The organism is Pseudarthrobacter naphthalenicus, from assembly GCF_029076445.1.
GTDB lineage: Bacteria > Actinomycetota > Actinomycetes > Actinomycetales > Micrococcaceae > Arthrobacter > Arthrobacter naphthalenicus.
This window is the reverse complement of the sequence record NZ_JARESG010000004.1, coordinates 199,085-219,579: the sequence shown is the minus strand read 5'-3', so window position 1 is coordinate 219,579 and position 20,495 is coordinate 199,085. Positions and strand designations below refer to the sequence as shown.

15 protein-coding genes are annotated in these 20,495 nt (G+C 56.6%); 4 read left to right on the top strand and 11 right to left on the bottom strand.

The window, feature by feature from the left end; genetic code table 11:
• Positions 1-280: 280 nt before the first annotated feature.
• Positions 281-571 carry a hypothetical protein gene (locus tag PY310_RS06065; protein ID WP_275213388.1) on the top strand — a complete coding sequence of 97 codons (291 nt, stop codon included), beginning with the start codon at positions 281-283 and terminating at the stop codon, positions 569-571.
• A gap of 542 nt (positions 572-1,113) precedes the next feature.
• Here the strand turns inward: PY310_RS06065 and PY310_RS06060 are convergent.
• The 8 genes from PY310_RS06060 to PY310_RS06025 all read right to left on the bottom strand — a co-directional run bounded on the left by PY310_RS06060 (position 1,114) and on the right by PY310_RS06025 (position 11,537).
• The gene (locus PY310_RS06060) at positions 1,114-2,385 is read right to left on the bottom strand and encodes an MATE family efflux transporter (RefSeq protein WP_275213387.1); all 1,272 of its coding nucleotides are present in this window, start codon (positions 2,383-2,385) and stop codon (positions 1,114-1,116) included.
• Positions 2,386-2,732: 347 nt separating this feature from the next.
• Positions 2,733-3,662: an NAD-dependent epimerase/dehydratase family protein gene (locus PY310_RS06055; protein ID WP_275213386.1), complete on the bottom strand. Its 930-nt coding sequence runs from the start codon at positions 3,660-3,662 to the stop codon at positions 2,733-2,735.
• 60 nt (positions 3,663-3,722) lie between these two features.
• The gene (locus tag PY310_RS06050; protein WP_275213385.1) at positions 3,723-5,087 is read right to left on the bottom strand and encodes a nucleotide sugar dehydrogenase; all 1,365 of its coding nucleotides are present in this window, start codon (positions 5,085-5,087) and stop codon (positions 3,723-3,725) included.
• 139 nt (positions 5,088-5,226) lie between these two features.
• Positions 5,227-6,360, bottom strand: coding sequence for a non-hydrolyzing UDP-N-acetylglucosamine 2-epimerase (gene wecB, locus PY310_RS06045; protein ID WP_275213383.1), 1,134 nt, complete (start codon positions 6,358-6,360; stop codon positions 5,227-5,229).
• Positions 6,360-7,340, bottom strand: a complete 981-nt coding sequence (locus PY310_RS06040) for a polysaccharide biosynthesis C-terminal domain-containing protein (RefSeq protein ID WP_275213381.1) — start codon at positions 7,338-7,340, stop codon at positions 6,360-6,362. Before PY310_RS06040 ends, wecB begins: the two co-directional genes overlap by 1 nt.
• 107 nt (positions 7,341-7,447) lie before the next feature.
• The gene (locus tag PY310_RS06035) at positions 7,448-8,512 is read right to left on the bottom strand and encodes an SDR family NAD(P)-dependent oxidoreductase (RefSeq protein WP_275213379.1); all 1,065 of its coding nucleotides are present in this window, start codon (positions 8,510-8,512) and stop codon (positions 7,448-7,450) included.
• Positions 8,513-8,629: 117 nt separating this feature from the next.
• On the bottom strand, positions 8,630-9,766 hold the full coding sequence (locus PY310_RS06030; RefSeq protein WP_275213378.1) for a DegT/DnrJ/EryC1/StrS family aminotransferase: 1,137 nt from the start codon (positions 9,764-9,766) through the stop codon (positions 8,630-8,632).
• Positions 9,759-11,537: a polysaccharide biosynthesis protein gene (locus PY310_RS06025; RefSeq protein ID WP_275213377.1), complete on the bottom strand. Its 1,779-nt coding sequence runs from the start codon at positions 11,535-11,537 to the stop codon at positions 9,759-9,761. The genes PY310_RS06030 and PY310_RS06025 overlap by 8 nt, the downstream gene beginning before the upstream one ends.
• 454 nt (positions 11,538-11,991) lie before the next feature.
• Between PY310_RS06025 and PY310_RS06020 the strand changes: the two genes are divergently transcribed.
• The 3 genes from PY310_RS06020 to PY310_RS06010 all read left to right on the top strand — a co-directional run bounded on the left by PY310_RS06020 (position 11,992) and on the right by PY310_RS06010 (position 16,186).
• Positions 11,992-13,497, top strand: coding sequence for a tyrosine-protein kinase domain-containing protein (locus PY310_RS06020; protein WP_275213376.1), 1,506 nt, complete (start codon positions 11,992-11,994; stop codon positions 13,495-13,497).
• A gap of 142 nt (positions 13,498-13,639) precedes the next feature.
• Positions 13,640-15,403, top strand: coding sequence for a DUF4012 domain-containing protein (locus PY310_RS06015; protein ID WP_275213375.1), 1,764 nt, complete (start codon positions 13,640-13,642; stop codon positions 15,401-15,403).
• 180 nt (positions 15,404-15,583) lie between these two features.
• The gene (locus tag PY310_RS06010; RefSeq protein ID WP_275213374.1) at positions 15,584-16,186 is read left to right on the top strand and encodes an LPXTG cell wall anchor domain-containing protein; all 603 of its coding nucleotides are present in this window, start codon (positions 15,584-15,586) and stop codon (positions 16,184-16,186) included.
• Between the two features lie 745 nt (positions 16,187-16,931).
• Here PY310_RS06010 and galU read toward each other — a convergent pair.
• From galU to PY310_RS05995, 3 genes are all read right to left on the bottom strand, one after another.
• Positions 16,932-17,822, bottom strand: a complete 891-nt coding sequence (galU, locus tag PY310_RS06005; protein WP_275213373.1) for a UTP--glucose-1-phosphate uridylyltransferase GalU — start codon at positions 17,820-17,822, stop codon at positions 16,932-16,934.
• Positions 17,823-17,920: 98 nt separating this feature from the next.
• Positions 17,921-18,835, bottom strand: a complete 915-nt coding sequence (locus tag PY310_RS06000; RefSeq protein WP_275213372.1) for a nucleotidyltransferase family protein — start codon at positions 18,833-18,835, stop codon at positions 17,921-17,923.
• 9 nt (positions 18,836-18,844) lie between these two features.
• Positions 18,845-20,425, bottom strand: a complete 1,581-nt coding sequence (locus tag PY310_RS05995; RefSeq protein WP_275213371.1) for a tyrosine-protein kinase domain-containing protein — start codon at positions 20,423-20,425, stop codon at positions 18,845-18,847.
• Between the last annotated feature and the right edge of the window lie 70 nt (positions 20,426-20,495).

Here is a 20,495-nt window from a genome sequence, read left to right as displayed (position 1 = left end):
ATCTGACCCGAGCACCGTGGGACCGGAACTCCTCAACACTGGCTTGTCCGGGAGGACCCACAACGATCAGCGGACGATTGGCAGCGAGGTACTGAGGTACCTTCGTGGATACCGAAAAGCGGGTAAACCGAGAAATACTCGGGTCCTCTGACTCAACGAACAACAGGGCGTCCGCCTCAACTAGCTTCCTGGGAACGTCTTGAGCATCAATTTCCCCGCCCCACCTGAGGTTGCTTGGTAGATGCGGCGGAAGGAATCGTTCGGCGTCCGCCACCGGCGTATGCGCAACGACAATCCAATCTCCCAAGTCGGCGTCTCCCATAACCTGCGCAAGATTGATCAAGACGTCTGCTCTTCCAAGATGAAGGCCGCCAACGTAGACGAGCTCCTTCTTCAGGTTTGCCCGATTATGATCACCGTCATTTACAAAAGAATATTCGCCGAGCTCTACACTGTTGCCAACAGCTCGGCAATCGATGCCCAGACGGTTGCGATAATCGATTGCCATCGCGGACCCAATCGTCAGACACAAAGGGCTCCGAATAAAGACACGACGCAACAAACGCGCTGACTGCTTCTGCGCCCAACCTCCGAGCTCGCGATTGGGATATAGCGCGTCCATCCAGTCATCCATGAAGTGCGGGACAATTGGCGAATCAAACCGACCGGAAAGAGCGAGAGCCATCGACATCATCTTTCCGCTTCCCAACAGTGAATGGATGACAGTTGGCCGGAATGCCTCGATCTCCCTAACGGTACTATTCGGCAACCTCACCGGGCTTAGGTCTGAAACCGCCTTTGCTTCTCGCCGCAATCGAGCGGAGGCTCCATGTCCGTCTACCTGAATGGCTGCGTTCAAGCCGTCGTGCGCTACGCCAGGAGCCGGAAGCATGGAAGCCCTCAGTATTCCTAATGCCCAGTGGACAGCACCGGCAACAGGAGCGGCGGAACTAGGCAATGTCACAATATTCGGCCCGCTCATTTGGCCGGGATCTTCGACGACTTGGAGTACCGATTCGGCGGGAAAGCCCTTGTAAACGCTCTCCAAGGTCTGCCCAGTCGCATCCCTCGATCCAATGGGCTTTGTACCCAGATAGAGTACGCGGACATCACTCACTTAGTCTCCACTAATTGCTTGAGTGCGTCTTTCGACGCACGGGCCAGAGTTTTGCGGTATCCGATTAACGCAGCAGGCCAGACGAAGAGACAGTACAGGACTGCCCCAGCAAAAGGGATCCATGCGGCACCTAAGTTGGTCGCCACGAACCACTTAACGGGCACGACTGCCAAGTAGAGGATGTAACCAATCGTCTGCGGCCCCAATACCCCGCCTCCGTTTTGAACCATGAACATAGGCGCGACTACGGCCTGTACGAAAACCATAAGCGCCAGACCACAGAGGAGCGTTTTGCTCGGCGAGATCGCATCGCTTAGCCACCAAGTGATGGCTTCCGTTCCGATGAGTACTCCGATTCCCGCGAGACCAGCCACGGAAAGGGACGTAACGACCGTCATCTTGCGGGTCGTCGCTGTCACCCACGCAGTGTCTCCGCTCTGCAGCGCGCCCGCATTCAACGGCCAAAGCGGTGTTGTGAGAATCGAAATTACAACGGCAATCATGGCGAAAATCCTGGCTGGGACTGCAAAATTTGCAACCTCCGCAAGAGAGGTGGTCTGAGCCACGACCCAGTTGTCGGTGGCAAGGCTTATCGTCATAAGTACGGTGATGAGAAGAAATCGTCCCCCGATACCGGCTAAGTCCTTCAGGTCGGCCAAGCTGAATTGATTCACACGAGGCGATATCGATCTTCCGGACTTTCCCGCAAAGAATAATACCGTGTTGAGTGCGGCAACACACACGGGAGCGAACGACGCAATAGCAATAAAGATATCGCTCCCAAGATCAATCTGCGCCGCTGCAAGAACTGCCGCTATCCCAACCAAGCTCGCTGCTCCTTGCCAGATGTTGGAGCGTCCTACCTGCTGCATTCCGTACTGAATCCGGATAATAAGCGAAGCCACAATGTTTAGCATGAAGCCGGTAAGCGTCAACAGCGTGAGCGACTCAACCTGCGTGTTCCCAGCGCTCGATGCGCCGCCAACGATGAGAGCCCAGTCAAGAAACACGGATGAAAGCCAGAGCATCGATAAACATATTGCAACCGCAGCAGAGAGCGCTATGTAGGCTGTGGATACAAGTCGCTTGGCTCGCGCAATGTCATTTACCGCCATTACTTTTGCAAGTTTAGTCATAAGCCCGGCGCCGATTCCGAGATCCGCAAATACCGCGACGGCAGTCAAGGACAGTGCTGCAGCCCATGCCCCATATAGATTTGCACCCAGGTACTGAAGTGATATTGGCACCGTCACAAAGGGCGAGAGCATCGCGACCCCTCTGCTAATCGCAGAAGTTGCAACGCCAATTCGGAGTTGACGTGTTCGAATCTGTACCACTACCATCCGTTCTGTGCATCCAAAAGTGTCCACGATTCCATTTGGCCGCAGGGCCTCACACACAAAACTCCGTTCCGGGTATGGACATGGGAATCTCCCGATGACTTAATCTCGGACGGATCTACTGTCGGGGCCGGCTCGCCTTTGAGCCTCTCAGTCAGCAGTGAAGCTTGCACTGCGTCAATCTTCGCAGCGATAACGCTACAATTGCATCCACCTGACGACTACAGCTGCTGAGGCTGCCCAGGCTTAATTCGGCGACTTGCGGACGGTGCAGCCTACAACTCCATGTACCAGTCGTAGACCTCTTTCAGCGCATGGACGAAGTCGGGCTGCACAACGTCCGGCAGAAGTGACGTCAACAAGGCCGAAGACGCTTGTGAATGCTTAACGTCCCCTGGCCGCGGATCAACATACTGAACTTTGATGGGGCTGCCGTGCAGTTCCTGTAGGAGGGCCACGACCCCATTGAGCGAAGTGCGCGTCCCGAACGCAAGGTTGACGGGGGTCTCGCTTGTGACCGTGCGCAAAGCGGACTTCGTAATCGCATCCGTCACGGCATGGATAGACGTGAAGTCACGCGACTGCTCTCCGTCGCCAAAAATCGTCAACGGCTCGTTGTTCTTCAGTGCCGCCAGGAACTTGGGGATAACAGCCGCATAGACGTGATCGGCCCTCTGGAGTGGCCCAAAGACATTGAAAAACCGGAATGCGATTGTGTTCAGTCCATAACTTGTGGCGTATGCATTTGTGTAGGATTCAGTGGCCAATTTTGTCACCGCGTAAGGACTCAAGGGCAGAGTTGCCAGCGATTCGACCTTAGGAAGTGCGGGGTTCGCACCATACACCGACGATGACGAGGCGACGCTAACGTGCTGTACTCCGTTTGCCCGTGCAGCCTCGAGCACATGCAGCGTCCCGTCAATGTTCACAGCATTCGTGGAAAGTGGATCCTTTATCGACCGGGGAACAGAAGGCAGCGCACCGAGGTGCACGACGGCATCCACGCCGTCACTGGCTCGGAGGACGTCGTCGTAACTGCGGAGGTCTCCCTCTATTTCTTGAACGCGAGCGTGTGGGACGGTGCGGCGAAGGCCCGTTACGTAATTATCTAACGTTCGCACGCGTTCCACATCAGGTTGTGCCAGCAAGTGATTCACCAGATTTGTTCCGATGAAGCCGCAGCCGCCAGTTATTAGAATATCCATAATTTCGTCTCCTAGATCGAATGCACTACGTCAGTAATCTGCCCCGCCGCAAAAGTCCGCTTACAACGTGTGGATTTTGCCGCCGGCCAGCCTGTTCTTAGTGTCGAGCACCACCGCGCCGTTCCTGTCGAGGAGGTCATACGAGAGGTCATCATGATCTGTCAGCAGAACGATGATGTCAGCCTCGTCTACGCTCTTCTCTGACAAGGTCGAGTTGGTGACTCCGCCCGGCCAACGATGAGACTCAACATGGCTATCCACCGCGGATATCTTGGCTCCCATGCCGCGCAACAACTCGGCAACACGGAGTGACGGCGCCTCGCGAATATCCCCGGTATTCTTCTTGTAAGCCAGCCCCAGCAGCAGCACGCCCGATCCGTTGACGGCCTTGCCCTCCTCATTGAGCAATTCCACCATCCGCTGCACGACATAGTTGGGCATATTGTCGTTGATGTCATTCGCAAGCTCAACGAAACGGAAATTTTGACCTAGCTTACGGCGCACCTGCCAGGACAAGTAACTTGGGTCCACAGGGAGGCAATGGCCCCCGACACCTGGACCCGGCGTAAACTTCATAAACCCAAACGGTTTCGTGCTTGCAGCCTCGATGGACTCCCAGACGTTCACACCCAGCTGATTAGCAAAAATAGCCAGTTCGTTGACTAATGCAATGTTGACGTGCCGGAACGTGTTTTCCAGTAGCTTGGTGAGTTCGGCCTCTTTGGGCGTACTCACGGGCACCGTCTGGTCCACTAAATCATTGTAGAACCGCTGAACATGTTGGAGAGACTCTGCGTTGATCCCCGAAACCACTTTTGGCGTCTCGACAAAACCCCAGGTCTTATTTCCGGGATCAATTCGCTCTGGACTATAGCCAACGTGAAAGTCAGTCCCCGCAGTCAGCCCTGACCCACTTTCAAGGATTGGCACCAGTAACTCTTCCGTGGTCCCCGGGTACGTGGTGGATTCAAGAACGACTACTGCCCCCGCCGTCAGATGGGCTGCCAGCGAGCGTCCAGAGTCCTCGATAAACGTCAAGTCCGGCAGACTTTCCCTCAGCGGAGTAGGCACAGTAATGATAGCGATGCCGAAGCCGTCAACTTCCTCATAGTCGGTCGTTGCGATATACCGACCAGAATCTAGTGCGAACTGTAGTTGCATGTTGGAGATGTCATCAACATAGGACTCCCCTAAATTGAGCGAGTCGATACGGTTCTTGTCCAAGTCAACGCCGACAACGGTGTAGCCAACTTCAACGGCTCTCATCGCAACCGGAAGGCCTACATAACCCTGTCCAACAATTACAACTTTTCGTTCCTTGATGACCATTTCCAATATCTTCCAGTTATGATTGACTATTCCAAGGAGCGTCACAAGAGGCCTATCAATTTGACGGTATTTTCCAAATTGATTCCAGCCCGGCATGAAAGCCTTAGATGGAAAAGTAGTACGATTTTGCGTTGAGGGCACGTAATCATCCGCACCTGGGCGCACAGACCTCTAGGAGGCCGGGACGACTTTCGTCGAAGGATTCTGTAAATGACTCGTTGCAGCTTTGGGTTCCCTATGAGGTTCTAATTCCCGTTCGCTGGCGATGGCTATGGGCCGTCGAACGTATGAAATTCAGGACACGCCGCGAAGTGTCGGTCACGTCGTAGTCTGAGGGTGAAGTGGCTGGACCACTGGCGCTGAACTCCTCCAATGCTATGCGCACACCATCAGCAATTGAATCTGACGTGACGCCAACAGTGATGATTCCCGCAGTGTCCAGCGACTCCGGACGCTCGATAAAGTCGCGAAGCGTGACAGCCGGGAACCCAAGAACAGCCGACTCTTCACTAATGGTTCCGCTGTCCGAAAGGACAAGCTTCGCAGACTGCTGGAGTTTGATGTAATCATGGAATCCAAACGGCGCGTGAAACCGCAGCCCACGCTTTAGGTCATCGGGCAGCTCGTCCAGGCGATTGCGAGTTCGTGGATGCGTTGATACAAGTACAGGCAGTCCATGGGACCTTGAGAGATGGCTGAGTGCGTCCAGCACAGACGTGAGCCGCTCAGCACTGTCGACGTTCTCCTCGCGATGCAGACTTACGAGAAAATAACCACCAATAGAGAGCTTCTGCTGCTCTAACACGTCACTCGCAGCAATCTGGTCTGCATTGGCGTCCAGTACTTCTCGCATGGGCGAGCCGGTAAGCACAATACGTGATGGGTGAATGCCCTCGGCAAGCAAATTCCGCCGGGCATGTTCTGTATACACGAGGTTATAGTCTGCAACATGGTCCACCAGCCGTCGGTTGACCTCTTCCGGAACATTTTCATCGAAGCAACGGTTTCCGGCTTCCATATGATAAACCGGAATCTTCATACGACGAGCCATCAGCGCAGATATGCAACTGTTCGTATCACCCAGCACCAACATGGCATCGGGCTTCTCCGCAGCCAATACCGATTCAACTTTAGTTAGAATCGTGCCCAACACGGCACCAAGGGAGCTTGTATCCGCTTCCAAAAAATGGTTAGGACGGGGCAGCCCGAGGTTTTCGAAAAAGACTTCGTTCAATTCGTAGTCATAGTTCTGGCCCGTATGAACCAACACATGGTCCACGTGCTTGTCGAGGCGCTTAATGGTTGCCGCCAGACGGATTATTTCTGGCCGAGTGCCAACGACTGTCAGCACTTTCAATCTCTGGGTCATTAGACTGGCTCCGCAATCGTGTCAGGTGCTGAGGGGTTGAATACCTCGTTCGTCCAGAACGAGGTATAGAGCGTGTCCGCTCCGGTGTTGGTAATCTTGTGTGTCCACATAGTTGGCATGTCAACAGCCATAGGCTCATCACCGGTGACCGGAAACTCGTAATAGTCGGTGGAAAAAAGCTTCCGCAGGGAAATTGTGGCGGTACCTGACAACACGGTAAAGCGCTCAATCTTGCGTCTGTGGTAGTGGTCTCCACGGCTGATGCCCGGTTCCGTGGTGGAGAACGACGACTGGCCCGATCCCCCATGTGTGCGAATGATTTCAAAAAACGAACCGCGCGAGTCGGCACGACGTTCCAGCGCCAGGGGGGTTTGCACCGGGAACGCATATGACCTATATGTGTTGAAAAGGTCACGGTCAAACTTCGTGCGTATGTCAGGTATATCCCCTGAGCGATACACCGTAGCGATGCTTGACAGCCTCCGAAGCAGACCACTTACGGACTCACGAACTTGGAGCCGGTTAGAAGACTCCAGATCGATCGTCCCAATTAGAGTATCGGCGGCATCCTGTACGTGCAGAAGTGTCAGGTCTCGATCCTGTTCCACCGTGGGCTGGTCGCCCTGCGACAGCAAGTGGCAGAATGTAGCAGTGACCGCATTGTAGAAAGGGCGCCCGTGCTCGCCGAACAAATTGGGTAAAAGTACGTCCTCAAACCGTGCCCCCGCCCTCTCCGCACCGGCTCGGAGAATATCTGCAGCTCTCCTTTTTGCGTCTCCATAGATGCTTCCGTTGGACGCCTGGGTGGAATTGGCAAACACAACAACGGGCGGCGGAGTCTCGCATTGTGCAAGAACCTGCGCGACCTGCTCAGCAAAGAGAACATTTCCGTCCTCGATTTCGACGTCACTCCCGCGGTTAACCCCGGCAATGTGTATTAGTCGCGGCGTACCATCAATAGAGTCGACCGCTGCCTTCAAGTCAAACCCATCCCCCAATGAGATAGATCGACTACTACCCATCTCACGGAGTGCGGCCCGGGTGTGCCAGCCGAGGAATCCGTTCGCTCCAGTCAGCGCCACAGCCGTCACTGGTCAACAAGCCTTTTATTGTACGACAGTCCGGCCGCAGTAAGCTCCCGACGTACTTCGGGAAGCGTCAGCAAGAGATCCTCGACCTCGGAAACACTCATCCTTGGAACGGTATGGGAATCGTAATCAGAGTACTCTGCCTGAACTACGTCGCCCTCTTCAAAGTAGACGCTGTAATTCAGATCCCGCTTGTCAGCTTGGATCCTGAAGTAGTCCCCCATGTCGCGAGCACGTGAAAGTTCTTCACGAGTTGCTAGGGCCTCCGACAATTTCTCGGCATGTCGTGTCCCAATCACATGGATACTGGAGGACGCCCGGAATAGATTCACCGTGGCCTGAGCTAAGTCGCCTACAGTACATGCCCGCGCCTTACGAATGAACAGGTCGCCTTGGTTGGCATTGTGGAAGGCGAAATCAACCAAATCGACGGAGTCGGCAAGTGACATCATGAAGCGAGTCATATCGGGATTCGTCACCGTGAGATCTTTACCCGCTTTGATCTGTCGGATGAACAGCGGAATTACTGACCCTCGAGAATACATGACATTTCCGTAGCGGACACACGAGACCGTTGTTGCGGCATTTGGATTGTTCAGGCCGTGCGACTGCGCAACCTTTTCCATCATTGCCTTGCTCATCCCCATTGCATTGACCGGATAAACCGCTTTGTCGGTGCTCAAGCAAACTACCGATGTTACACCAGCGTTATCCGACGCCCGGACAACATTTTCACTTCCAATAATATTGGTCTTCATCGCTTCCGTGGGGAAGAATTCACACGAAGGAACTTGCTTCAGGGCAGCGGCATGGAAGACAAAATCGACATCGCGGACCGCCCGTTCAACACTGTGATAATCACGGATATCTCCAACGTAGAAGCGCAGTCGGGGATCACCGATCTCATGCCGCATAAGATCCTGTTTGGCTTCATCCCGACTCAAAATTCGGATCTGCTCTGCGCCTTGGGCCAACAATTTCTCCACCACAGTGTGCCCGAAAGATCCGGTTCCACCTGTGACGAGGATGCGCTTACCCTCGTAACCGCTTGATACTTCCGACATCGAAAATTCCCTTTCAACTGGCAAAGTCTTCATGCCTATTTTGGATCGAACTGAATGGTGACATGAGCCTTCAACCCCGCAAATGTTCCGCCACGTTCAAATAACACTCTCAACCATCTAACGATTGCTCACCAAAAAGTCCGTCACCGCTGCACCTACTCGTTCGCGGGAGATAGCACTCATGGCCGATCCGCTGGGGAGCGTCAGCCCGGTCTCGAAAAGCCTCTGGGATGTCCCGTTCGTAAGCCCCCTCGCCTGGCGGAAGACTGGCTGAAGATGCATCGGCTTCCAGAGCGGACGGCTCTCGATATTACTGACGGCCAACGCGGAGCTTAAATCGCTTGCATTGAACCCTGTCGCGGCTGGGTCCACCACAATCGAGGTAAGCCAGAAGTTGTCGTACGTGTCCGTATCTCCACCGAAAATCGAAATTCCGGTGACACCGTCAAAGAGTTGCCTGTAGTACCTGCGATGGTCCTGGCGCCTCAAGATCATCTCGTCTAGTCGGACTAGTTGAGCGCGGCCAAGGGCTGCCAGGAGATTGCTCAATCGATAGTTGTAGCCGACGTCTGTGTGCTCGTAATGGATGACAGGTTGGCGTGCCTGAGTTGCTAGGTAACGCACCCGAGAAGCCAGCGCCCCATCGTCAGTCAGCAGCATTCCTCCGCCAGAGGTGGTCATGATTTTGTTTCCATTGAAGGAGAAGATGGCCACTTCGCCCCATGCGCCGGCTGGCCTTCCATCGTGAACTGCGCCGAGGGATTCGGCTGCATCGGCAATTAGAGGAACACCGTATGCGCTTGCTAGCCCGGAAATAACCGTGTAATCAACGGCCTTACCTAGGAGATCTACGGGAACGATGGCTCCTATACGCTGTCCGGCAGCTGTGAGGGACTCCAAGGCAGCTTTTAGCAACTCTGGGTCCATGTTTCCCGAATCCGGCAAGCAGTCGATGAAGAATGGTTCCGCGCCGGTGTAAGCAATGGCGTTGGCCGTGGCAGCAAATGTCATAGTGGATGTCAACACCGCGTCGCCAGGGCCAACACCGTGGGCAAGAAGTGCCAAGTGTAATGCAGCGGTCCCTGAGCTAAGTGCAACAGCATACCTACGACCGATGCGATCAGACATTTCCTGTTCAAAAAGGTCCACGTCTGGTCCCAGCGGCGCGATCCAACCTGAACGAAGGGCCTGGAGCAGGTATTTCTCCTCCAAGTCGCCTACGTCCGGGGAGGACAAGTAAATACGATCATTCATTCCGGGCTCCGAGTGATGAGGCGAAATAGGCCTTGGGTGCATCGTGCGAGGGGGCCCCTGTTTCTGGCCAGCGCTCCAGATAAAGGTTGTCCGGGTCCAATGGAGGCACAGCAGTGTGCGTGACTTTGGGGTGGAATGGACGTTCGTCATGTTCACTCACGCCAAAGAGCTCCTCATGTAGTTTTTCGCCCTCGCGGAGTCCCGTAAAAACGATCTCAATGGACCTGCCTGAACTGGCAATGACGCGCTTGGCAACATCTAGGATTTTTATGGGGCTTCCCATATCAAGTATCAAAGCTTCTCCAGGCCGACCAATGGCCCCTGCCTGGATGACAAGTTGGCATGCTTCTGGAATGGTCATGAAGTACCTGGTTACCTCCGGATCGGTGACGGTAACTGGACCTCCGGCCTCAATCTGGGCAATAAAGGTGGGCAGCACAGAACCACGGCTTCCTATGACGTTGCCGAAACGCACAGAGAGATATGACTCGCCCGATTTCGCCGCGGACCAAGCAGTCAACCGCTCGGCGGTCCGTTTGGACTGACCCAGGACGCTAATGGGGTTGGCTGCTTTGTCTGTTGAAATGTTAACAAAAGTCTTGACACCCACGGAGCGGGCGGCATTCAAGACGTTAAGTGTACCTAAGACGTTGGTCTTCCAAGCCTCTTCGGGGTATTGCTCCAACATAGGCAGATGCTTGAGCGCAGCGGCATGAAACACGACCTCGGGGCGTCGCTTGTGAAATATTTCCTTAAGCGCGGCTGAGTCTCGGATGTCACCCAACACAACATCATCGCTGTTCAGCAGACCATGCCCGGAAATGGAAATCTGCACCCCATGGAGACCTGTTTCGTCTCGGTCCAACATGATTAGCTCTTGGGGGTTGTACCTAGACAACTGCCGACACAGCTCCGCCCCAATTGAGCCCCCGGCACCCGTTACCAGAACCCGTTTTCCGGCCACATATCCAGCAATGGAGTCAACTTCTGTGTCGACCGGTTGCCGGCCAATAACGTCCTCAATGGCGACGTCCCTAAGGTCGGCAAGTTTCATGCCATCATTCAATATTTCTGAAAGAAGAGGCATTACCATCATTCGGAGGCCAGCATTATCGGCCAGATCGGACACATCTCGTATGAGATTCGCATCCGCGCGGGCGACGCACAGGATTAGGGCCGTTGCATCGGTCCTGCCCGCGAGAGTCACCAGATCGGCGCCCCCGCCCAGTACGGGAACGTTGGACAGCCGAAGGTGCCTCTTATCCGGATCGTCATCGACTAATCCGACCGGCAAATATGGCGAATTGGGATCACTAAGCATTCGCTTAATCAGGTAGGCACCAGTTTGGCCGGCTCCGTAGATAAGTGCACGCTCCGCCGAATCCTGCGGTCGGACCCTGCGCTCCGAAACTATTCGCTGCAGATGCCGGCTTCCACCCATGATTACGAATGCAACCGGGAGAGCTACGAGCGCCGTACTCCTGGGCAAGCCCACATTGCTTAGAAAGATCATGTTGGTAGAAAAGAGGAGGGCGGCCACACTCACGACAGTCGCCAGCAGAGTTTGCGCCTCGTGAAACGCTCCGTGTTGGTGTCGACCCCGATATAGAGAAAGTACCCAGCCGATGACGGCTTGAAGGACTATGGCTAGCGTCGCCAGGATTCCCACTGACAGCCAATCAATGCGGCTTGCGACGAAATCGAAACGAAACAACGCGGCAAAAGTGACAGCTATCACCCACGCCTCGGCATCAACTGCGTATTGAAGCACACGAGGAGCCCATCGTGCAGTTCGCCGACCATCGGCAATACGTGCGCGCGGCTGGTTTGCTACTCCCACTAGATAGTTCCCCCAATATTTTATTCGCGGAGCTAGCCCTAGATGGCCGGTCCGGATGTTCATCGAATCTCGAGCCAAGCGCAGTGTGAGTTCTCCAGGAGACACAGCTCGAGGCGCGCAGCCGACTCCCGGCGGTTGGAGACGCACATCCAACTCCCCGGATGCACAAATAATAAACCACTTGGAAGTACTACCGAACCCGGTGTTACGCCTTGGCTGACTTCCAGCCGAGCGAACGAGGGACATGCTATGATGTGCGCAAAATGATCGAGGTTCGGATATGCGAGATCCGCTCCACTCGATATTTACACGGCCAGTCAATTAATGCTTACCGGGTACCATGGGGAATCACCGCCCAAAAACTTCACCCGGAAAGGGCTCTCCTTTGGAGCTTAAGGATTACTTGCGCGTTCTGCGACGAAACTGGATCATCATAGTCGCTTGCGCCTTGATCGGACTGCTAGGCGCCGGCGCAGCCTCGCTCCTCATGAAACCGAGCTATAAATCCGAAACCAAACTATTCGTTGCACTCCAAAGCTCCGGATCGGTCTCTGAGCTCACGCAAGGAAACGCCTTTAGCCAGGCTCGCGTACAGTCCTATGTTAAGACCGTCACTACGCCGACTGTCCTACAGCCGGTAATCGACAGCTTGGGCCTCAAGGTCACCCCCCAGGCGTTGGCACGCAGTGTTGCCGCAACATCCGACGTTAACACGGTTCTGATAAGCATCGCCGTCGAGAATGAGTCACCTGTCCAGGCTGCGGCAATCGCCCAGGCCGTCAGCAGGAGCCTAATCGTGGCCGTTGACGAACTGGAAAGACCATCATCGAGCGACTCGTCGCCAGTAAAACTGTCTATTGTGACGCCGGCGAGTGCCCCAGGGGCACCTTCGTCGCCCAATGTGAACATAAACTTGATTGTGGGGCTGCTGCTAGGGCTGGCCACCGGAACCGGCGTTGCGGTGTTGCGGTCGATTCTCGATAATAGAGTCCGGGGGGCGGCCGATCTGCGTAGAGTCACTCAAACGGCGATACTTGGGGGTGTCAGCTTCGACGCCACTGCAACAAAAGAGCCTCTTTTGACGCAAATTGCCATGCAAAGCCCGAGGGCAGAATCGTTTCGCCAACTCCGCACGAACTTGCAGTTTGCCCATGTTAGCCACGACTCAAAGACTGTCTTAATAACCTCTTCAGTTCCAGGTGAAGGTAAGAGCACCACGGCGACCAACTTGGCAATTGCGCTCGCACAAGCGGGGCAATATGTTGCATTGGTGGATGCCGACTTGCGGAGGCCCATGATTGACCAATATCTAGGTCTCGACCGGAACGCAGGATTGACAACGGCTCTGATCGGCCAAACTGATGTCGACGAGTTACTTCAACCCTGGGGCGAGGACAAACTCTACGTCCTTACGGCCGGACAGATACCTCCCAATCCGAGTGAATTGCTCGGTTCCGACAAAATGAAGCAGTTGATCATACGCCTCGAAACTGTTTTTGATGCGGTAATCATCGACGCGCCGCCGCTCCTGCCCGTAACTGACGCAGCAGTCCTTGCTCAACAGGTTGGCGGAGTAGTGCTGGTTGTGGGCACTCAAAAAGTCCGGACGACTGATGTGGAGAAATCCTTGGCTGCGCTGGACATGGTGGAGGCCGACCTACTAGGCGTCGTCTTAAACCGTTTGCCGGCGAAGGGACCCGACGCGTATTCCTACAGCTACTACAGCTACGAAAGCAACGGTCAGATTCCTGCCTTGACGCACGCCAAGTCACGTCGCCAACCGCTGGAGGAAAACGGATCTGAAGCCAACTTTGAGAACATTCTCAGAGGCGAAGGAAGAAGTACATCGCGGCTGCGAGACATCGGCGGCAGGGGCCGGGGTGCTCAGTAAAGAACCTGAGGAACTTGACCGCGTCGATGGAGACGACCGAGGAAGCCCGGCAGACCACCCTTCCACACTTGCAGGGCAAGGCATCTGGCGTGTAAAGAAGCGGTCAAGCCGGCGACGGCGCCGAATACTTATTCGGTCTGCTGTGACTCTAGGAGCTGCCCTTGTCCTGCTGGCAGCGGCAGGGGGATGGCTTGCGTCTAAGGCTAATCAGATCAACACCGAGTTGCGAGCCGCCGAGTCACTAGTGCCGACGTTCACAGCGGAAATGTTGTCTTATGACGGTTCAAGTGCCCGTCTCACAATCGATCAAATTGCTGTCCACACGGGTTCGGCCCGGACAGCTGCAAATGATCCCGTCTGGAAGCTCGCCACCGGTGTCCCTTTGTTGGGGAACAACTTTGCCGCGGTGCGAGAACTGACTGTGGCTGCGGACGAGGTCGCTAACAGCTCTGCCAAGCCGCTCGTCAACGTCGTCAGCTCCCTAGATTTAGAGCATCTGACGCCCACAAATGGCAAGCTCGATCTAGAACCATTGGAAGCGGCATCGCCAACAATCGTTTCGGCGGCCACGACAGTCGAACTGTCGCACTCCCGCCTACTGACACTCGATCCGGGCAACCTCGTCGCCGAAGTCGCCCAGCCGTTGGCGGAAACGATCGACAGATTGGAAACACTCAGCACAGGGCTGAATACAGCCTCGCAAGTATCCCGGATACTGCCATCGATGATGGGGTCCAACGGGACCAGAGACTACTTGGTGCTTGTGCAGAACAACGCTGAGATCCGCGCTTCGGGTGGGCTTCCTGGTGCCTTGGCGGTAATTCGAGTTAACAACGGCACCATTGAATTAGTCGGTCAGGCAAGTGGATCAGAAATGGGAAGGTTCGAGCCGCACTTAGATGTAGACGAGGCCCAAGCAGCGATCTATTCAACTCGCGTTGGAACATTCATCAGCGACGTCAACCTCACCCCGGACTTTCCGACTACTGCCAAGCTGGCCAAGGGTATGTGGGAAAGACGGTATGGCGGTTCCATTGACGGCGTTGTCGGGATCGACCCTGTCGTGCTTGCGCACATTCTTGAGGCGTCAGGCCCCATTGATATTGCCCCCTCTGGGAACGTGCAACCGCCATCAAGTTTGCCCAGCGTGCTGACATCCAAAAATGTGGTGAAAACCCTACTCTCCGAGGTGTACCTGAATCTCTCATCGAACGAGTTGCAGGACGCATACTTCATGGGCGCCTCTCATAAGATCTTCGAATCCTTGGCATCTGGCCACGCATCAGGCCCGGCGGTATTGAAGGCTTTGACTCTGAGCTATGAAGAGAACCGGGTGCACCTCTGGAGTGACCACCAGCAGGATCAAAGTGTCCTGCGCACCACAGAACTGGGAGGAAGCACATCCGGACCCAGCGTGGGCGGAGCATCTTTCGGTGTCTATTTCAACGACGGCACTGGCGCGAAGATGGACTTCTACATGCGTCGAACGGTACAACTCGTCGAGGTGTGCACGTATAGCGGTTATGCCGAGTACAAGGTACGTGTCAACACTGCCAACGCGGCCCCAGCTGACGCAGCGAGGTCTCTACCTACTTCGGTGACTGGGGACGGTAGATACGGCACACCTCCGGGCTCTGTTCAGACCAACGTCGTGTTCTACGGTCCAGCCATGTCCTATGTTGATGCTGCAACAGCGGACGGACGAAAGGTTGAGTTTGGATCGCATATTGATGGCAATCGCCCGGTCGGCACTGTCACCACGCGGCTAGCTCCGGGTGAGTCGAGCACCGTGGAAATGAGCTTCGTCAAGGTGGTTCAACACAGTACTCCGACACTGTCCGTCACACCGACAGTGCAAGACGTCAATGATGTGACACTGACCACAGAAAATGCTCAGTGTCGATAGAAGACGGGTATATAGCTTAACTGTTGGTAAACCGACTGGATTGACGTTGCTCACAATCCTTTGCGGATGGTAGATTCTATTAGGGTTCAAGACTCGATATTTCTGCATGGGTCTCTTGCAGGGAGGAAAATCCTCAGTTTCGGGTACATCACAAACTTATACGTCTCCGGGGGGACACTAATGAAGAAAACTCTCGCAACGCTCGCCGTCGCAGGATCACTCGCCATGATCGGCACAGCGCCAGCTCTCGCTGCCAACTACCCGCCCATCCCGCCCCAGGCTGCCGTTTCTGACGGCACCGTAGGCCCCGGCGAACAATTCATCTTCCGTGGAAAAGGCCCATTCGCTGGTGAAACGCTCACCATCCGCGTAACCCCGGGCAACCCGCCCGCAGCAGGCGGCGCCGCCGTCGGAAATCGGTCAGTAAGCACCAGGATCAACGTCGTAACCGAGACGCAGACCCTTGCCGCTCAAGCAGATGCGGCCGGTAACTTCTCCGTGCCGATCACTATCAGCGAAGCTGGCACGTACCTGCTCACTGCTACGGGCAACACATCTGGACAGACCGTTGGCCCCGTCACCGTTGTTGTGGACCCCGCCTTCGCCAGCGGACTGGCTGACACCAGTGGCGGAGCCGCTCTTGCCAATACGGGTGCCGCACTGGCCAACACCGGTGCTGATGCAAGCCTGCTCCTCTGGGGCGCAGCGGGCGTAGGAGTGCTCGGCTTGGGCGCTGCCGGCGTTATTCTTGCTCGCCGAAACAAGGCAACTGCTAACGCATAGACTTTACACGTGCCTAGGGTGGGTGCTTGTTCGGAAATCCGGGGAAGCATCCACCCTCTGCGTTTAAGGGTTAAACGGGCTCAACCACCGGATAGAAGGCGGCAGGCACCAACCCTGTGGTATTTATAGCAGTATGGGGCGACATTGGCGCGGGACACCTTGTCAGTTGGATTTGACTTCCCCTGTCCCACTCGCAGGCGATCCCATACATACTGTTGGGGCTGTTAGCCTGGACCTCGTTGGCAGTGGCTAGGCTTGCACTGCTGAGAAGCAATTGGCGAATTATTGAGGGGCTCAAATAGCCAGAGGTTGTGGCGTGGTTTCCTTACAGACGTGCTATCGCTATTGGCTGGTCGTATTCCGGCCAAGCCCGGTGGATCGACCCGTTCAAGGTCAACTGGTCAGCGTTCTGAGATTCCTTCACGCCTACGGAATCTCGTGTGGTTCAACTATCAATTCGACGAAGCGTCCGCCAATGAAGCGCTGTCCCTTCCGCTCAGTTCGGGGATACCTGGCATGTCCGAAAGAACCTGCGCCAGATCTTTTTTTGGGCTGATCGTATCCACGTGCATCCAAACAGACCAGCTGCTGTTTCTTCACAATCGATCCACGGGCCTGCTGGATCATGTAACAAACACAGGAGGGCCATTATTTGCGATCTCCTGGTCACTACGGCTCAAAAACGAATACAAGCCCACACAGAGTCCGCGGCAAGCCTGTTGGGAGTTTACAGAAGCATCAGGAGTTAGCTGACGAAGGCCTTCAGCCAGCTCTTAAGGTCCTCGCCAAACTCAACGCGCTCAGAAGCCACGGTGATGACTGCCTTGAGGTAGCTCAGCTTGTCGCCGGTATCGTAACGACGGCCCTCGAATACGACGCCGTAAACCCCTGAGCCCTCACCCTCGCCGGCGGCTAGCGTCTGCAAGGCATCCGTCAGCTGGATCTCTCCGCCGCGGCCGGGCTTCGTGTCTTCCAGGACGCCGAACACCGCCGGGTGCAACACATACCGGCCGATAACTGCCAGGTTGGATGGGGCCTCACCAACTGCAGGTTTTTCCACCAGGCTGTTCACCCGGACGAAGTCCTCACCCTCGATAGCGGTGATGTCCGCACAGCCGTAGGCGCTGATTTCAGAAGGATCAACCTCGATCAAGGCGATCACCGAGCCGCCGGTCTTGTGCTGCACCTCCATCATGGTGGTGAGCAGATCCTCAGCTTTGTCGATCAAGTCATCACCAAGCAGTACAGCGAACGGCTCGTTGCCCACATGCTGGCTCGCGCACAGGACGGCGTGGCCCAGACCCTTGGCTTCGCCCTGACGGACATAGTGGATAGGACCAAGGTCCGACGCTTCCTGGACCGAGGCGAGACGTTGCTTGTCCCCCTTGAGCTCGAGAGTCCGCTCGAGGCCGGGAGCGCGGTCGAAGTGGTCTTCGAGCGCGCGTTTGCTGCGCCCGGTGATCATCAGAATATCGTCGAGGCCGGCTTTGACGGCTTCTTCTACGACGTACTGGATAGCGGGCCGGTCAACCACCGGCAGCATCTCTTTAGGCATCGCCTTGGTGGCGGGCAGGAAGCGGGTTCCCAGCCCGGCAGCAGGAATGACGGCTTTAGTAATTGATTTCCCCACTGTCATGAGTGAACCTTACAAAATCGTTGGAGGAATCCTGCAATTGAGTTCCTCGATTACACGTTCCTGACGTGCTTTTCCAGTCTGGCCCAACGGTTGGTCGGTCACCGGCCAATCTTCCTGAATTGGCCGAGGTCCCGCACGATCTTCGGTACCGCGAGCAGGAAGCGCGCCCACCGGGCTCTATGAGACCTACACCTGCCCAGAAGGGACATATCGGCGTAGATGTCTCGAGACAGATGCACTTCGGGTACCGGGAAGACGCCACGAAATAGCATCAAAGGCTTTTCCTTCAATGGGGCCTGCGCTATGGCGATCAGCCGGGCGCTACCCGGTTCCTTAGCCAGCAGGCGGTTGCGCCACTCCACGGATGCTGTGGGCCAGTCCACCGTCATTGTTTGGGTAACCAGGGGCTCGAGAAAAGGGCGCATGGCCGCTAGGGAGCCCGTGGAGGCCGAAACGTCCAGCAGGGCGGCGGCCATCGACTCCCGCTCAGTGAGGCCGGCCATGTGCTGAAGTTCTTGCCGGCATGCGGGCAAGTGCGGCGACCGAAGAGCGTGGAGGGCAAGGATGAGGAGCCCCAGCTCCTTTGACGGGACCCGCACATCCAGCCCTGCAAGTTCAAGGTCTTCGGTGTTCGCCCACATCGCCTGAAAGCAGTCAGCGGGGTGGCGCTCCATTCCCGGAAACCGGAAGTGCACGTCGATACAGCAGGGCCACTCCGGGTGGTCGACGGTAACCGAGTGCTTTGGGAAGGTCCTGCTATCCGGATCGACCGGACGCTCCCGCCAGCCCCGCTTCCGCAGCCCTTCAATCATCGCCTCAAGGTCACTGGGATGCACAAAGACGTCCACGTCGCCTGATGTCCTGGGCAGGCGCAGCCCCTGAATCACGCTGGCAGGCCCTTTGATGAAGAACGCCCTGATTCCCAAGCTGTCCGCCACCCGTTGCACCATGGCATGGCCCAAAAGGACTGCCTCGGGGATGCAGAGCTGAGCTTCGCCGTCGGGATTTGCCACGGCCGCAGCCTAGTCCTTGGCCCGGCGCCCGGCGGGCACGGCTTCCAGACGGGCTTCGATGTCGGTAACCGGCCGAGTGGATGCGCGACGGGGTCCAGCCACCGACTGTGCAGCGGCCGCAGGCTCGGACGTGTAGGTGCCGTAGTACGAGTAGGAGTCTGTTCCGCGGGTTGGCACGTAATTGAGGACCGCGCCCAAAACGCGGCCCTTGACCTTATCCAAGTTTCCGAGGGACTGAGCCAGCTGCTCCTGGGTGCTCTTACCCGTCCGGATTACCACAATGGCCCCGTCTGCAACCCGTGAAAGGACAGCGGCATCGGTCACGGGAAGCAGCGGCGGAGCATCGATCAGGACGATCGCATTTTCTGCCAGGGCGCTGAGCATGTTCTTCATGGCCCGCGAGCCCAGAAGCTCGCTGGGGTTTGGCGGAATCCGGCCCGAGCCGAGGACAGCGAGGTTCGGCAGGGCACCCCACGGCTGGAGGACATCCGCCAGCTCGGCCGTGCCGGTAAGGACATCGGTGACCCCGACCCCGGGCACCAGGTTGAAGACATCCACCAGCGTGGGGCGCCTCAGATCGCCGTCGACCACCACCACATTTTCGCCCGCAGCTGCCATGGTGACCGCCAGATTGGCCGTGACAGTGGACTTGCCTTCAGCCTGAACCGAGCTGGTGACCACGATGATCCGAGGCGGCTGGTCTACATCAAGGAAGCTGAGGTTGGTGCGGAGTTCCCTGAGGGCCTCCGCCATGGCGCCGCCGGCGTCGTGAACCTGCGCTGCGCTTCCGGTTTCCAGGATGGTACTTTTCGCATCCAGGCGATGGTCCACGGGCAATGTGCCGATGACCGGGACGCCGAAGAGCCGCTCGATTTCAGCAGCGCTGCGGATCCGCCGGTCCAAGTGCCGGCGGACCAGGGCATACGCCACGCCCAGGGCCACGCCGGTCAGGGCCCCGAGCGCAAGGGTGAGCTTGACGTTGGGTGATACGGGGGCGGCGGGAAGCACTGCCTTGCCCAGCGGAAGCACCCGCACTGCCGAAGCTTGGGTGCCGGCCGATGTTCCGGCGTCGGGCTTTGCTGCCTCGCCGGGTGCCGCCTCCGCACTCGGTGCCGTTTCGATCGCTTCCACCTGGGCGGCGAGGCCGTTGACCCAGGCATCGGCCACGCGCTGCGCCGTGGCGGGGTCCGGCGACTGGGCTGTCACCTTGATCTCTGCAGTGTCCAGCGGGACCTTCACGCTGATGCTGCCGAGGAGGGCGTCTGCCGTTGTCTTCAGGCCCAGGTCCGCAATGACCCGGTCCGCCACGAGGCGTGACTTTGCCACGGACTCGTAGTTCTTGACCTTGGCCTTGGCCAGGCTGTCCCCGGCGAGCGCGAGGCTGACGTTGTCCGATCCGGGCGTCACCACGATGCCGCTGGAGTCCGAGGAGTAGATCTTGGGCTGGAGGACGGTCCAGCCGAACGCCGCCAGCGTGGCCAGCAGGGTGAACGCGACGATGGCCCTCCAGTATGTGCGGACCACACGCAGGTAGTCGGTCAGGTCCAGGCCTCCATGCGCCTCCCCCGGGGTGGCTGTTGTGACGCTCATGGTTGTTCCTTCTCGTTCACGTTCGTGTGTTTGTGGCCCGGCTTTCGTTGCCGGGGTGCTGCTTCTGGTG

Excerpts from the sequence above, each read along its gene's own strand:
- PY310_RS05995 (WP_275213371.1), bottom strand. The coding sequence starts at position 20,425 with ATGAGCGTCACAACAGCCACCCCGGGGGAGGCGCATGGAGGCCTGGAC.
- PY310_RS06010 (WP_275213374.1), top strand. The coding sequence starts at position 15,584 with ATGAAGAAAACTCTCGCAACGCTCGCCGTCGCAGGATCACTCGCCATG.
- PY310_RS06035 (WP_275213379.1), bottom strand. The coding sequence starts at position 8,512 with ATGTCGGAAGTATCAAGCGGTTACGAGGGTAAGCGCATCCTCGTCACA.
- PY310_RS06030 (WP_275213378.1), bottom strand. The coding sequence starts at position 9,766 with ATGAATGATCGTATTTACTTGTCCTCCCCGGACGTAGGCGACTTGGAG.
- PY310_RS06065 (WP_275213388.1), top strand. The coding sequence starts at position 281 with ATGCGCAACGACAATCCAATCTCCCAAGTCGGCGTCTCCCATAACCTG.
- PY310_RS06050 (WP_275213385.1), bottom strand. The coding sequence starts at position 5,087 with ATGCCGGGCTGGAATCAATTTGGAAAATACCGTCAAATTGATAGGCCT.
- PY310_RS06055 (WP_275213386.1), bottom strand. The coding sequence starts at position 3,662 with ATGGATATTCTAATAACTGGCGGCTGCGGCTTCATCGGAACAAATCTG.
- PY310_RS06060 (WP_275213387.1), bottom strand. The coding sequence starts at position 2,385 with ATGCTCTCGCCCTTTGTGACGGTGCCAATATCACTTCAGTACCTGGGT.
- galU (WP_275213373.1), bottom strand. The coding sequence starts at position 17,822 with ATGACAGTGGGGAAATCAATTACTAAAGCCGTCATTCCTGCTGCCGGG.
- wecB (WP_275213383.1), bottom strand. The coding sequence starts at position 6,360 with ATGACCCAGAGATTGAAAGTGCTGACAGTCGTTGGCACTCGGCCAGAA.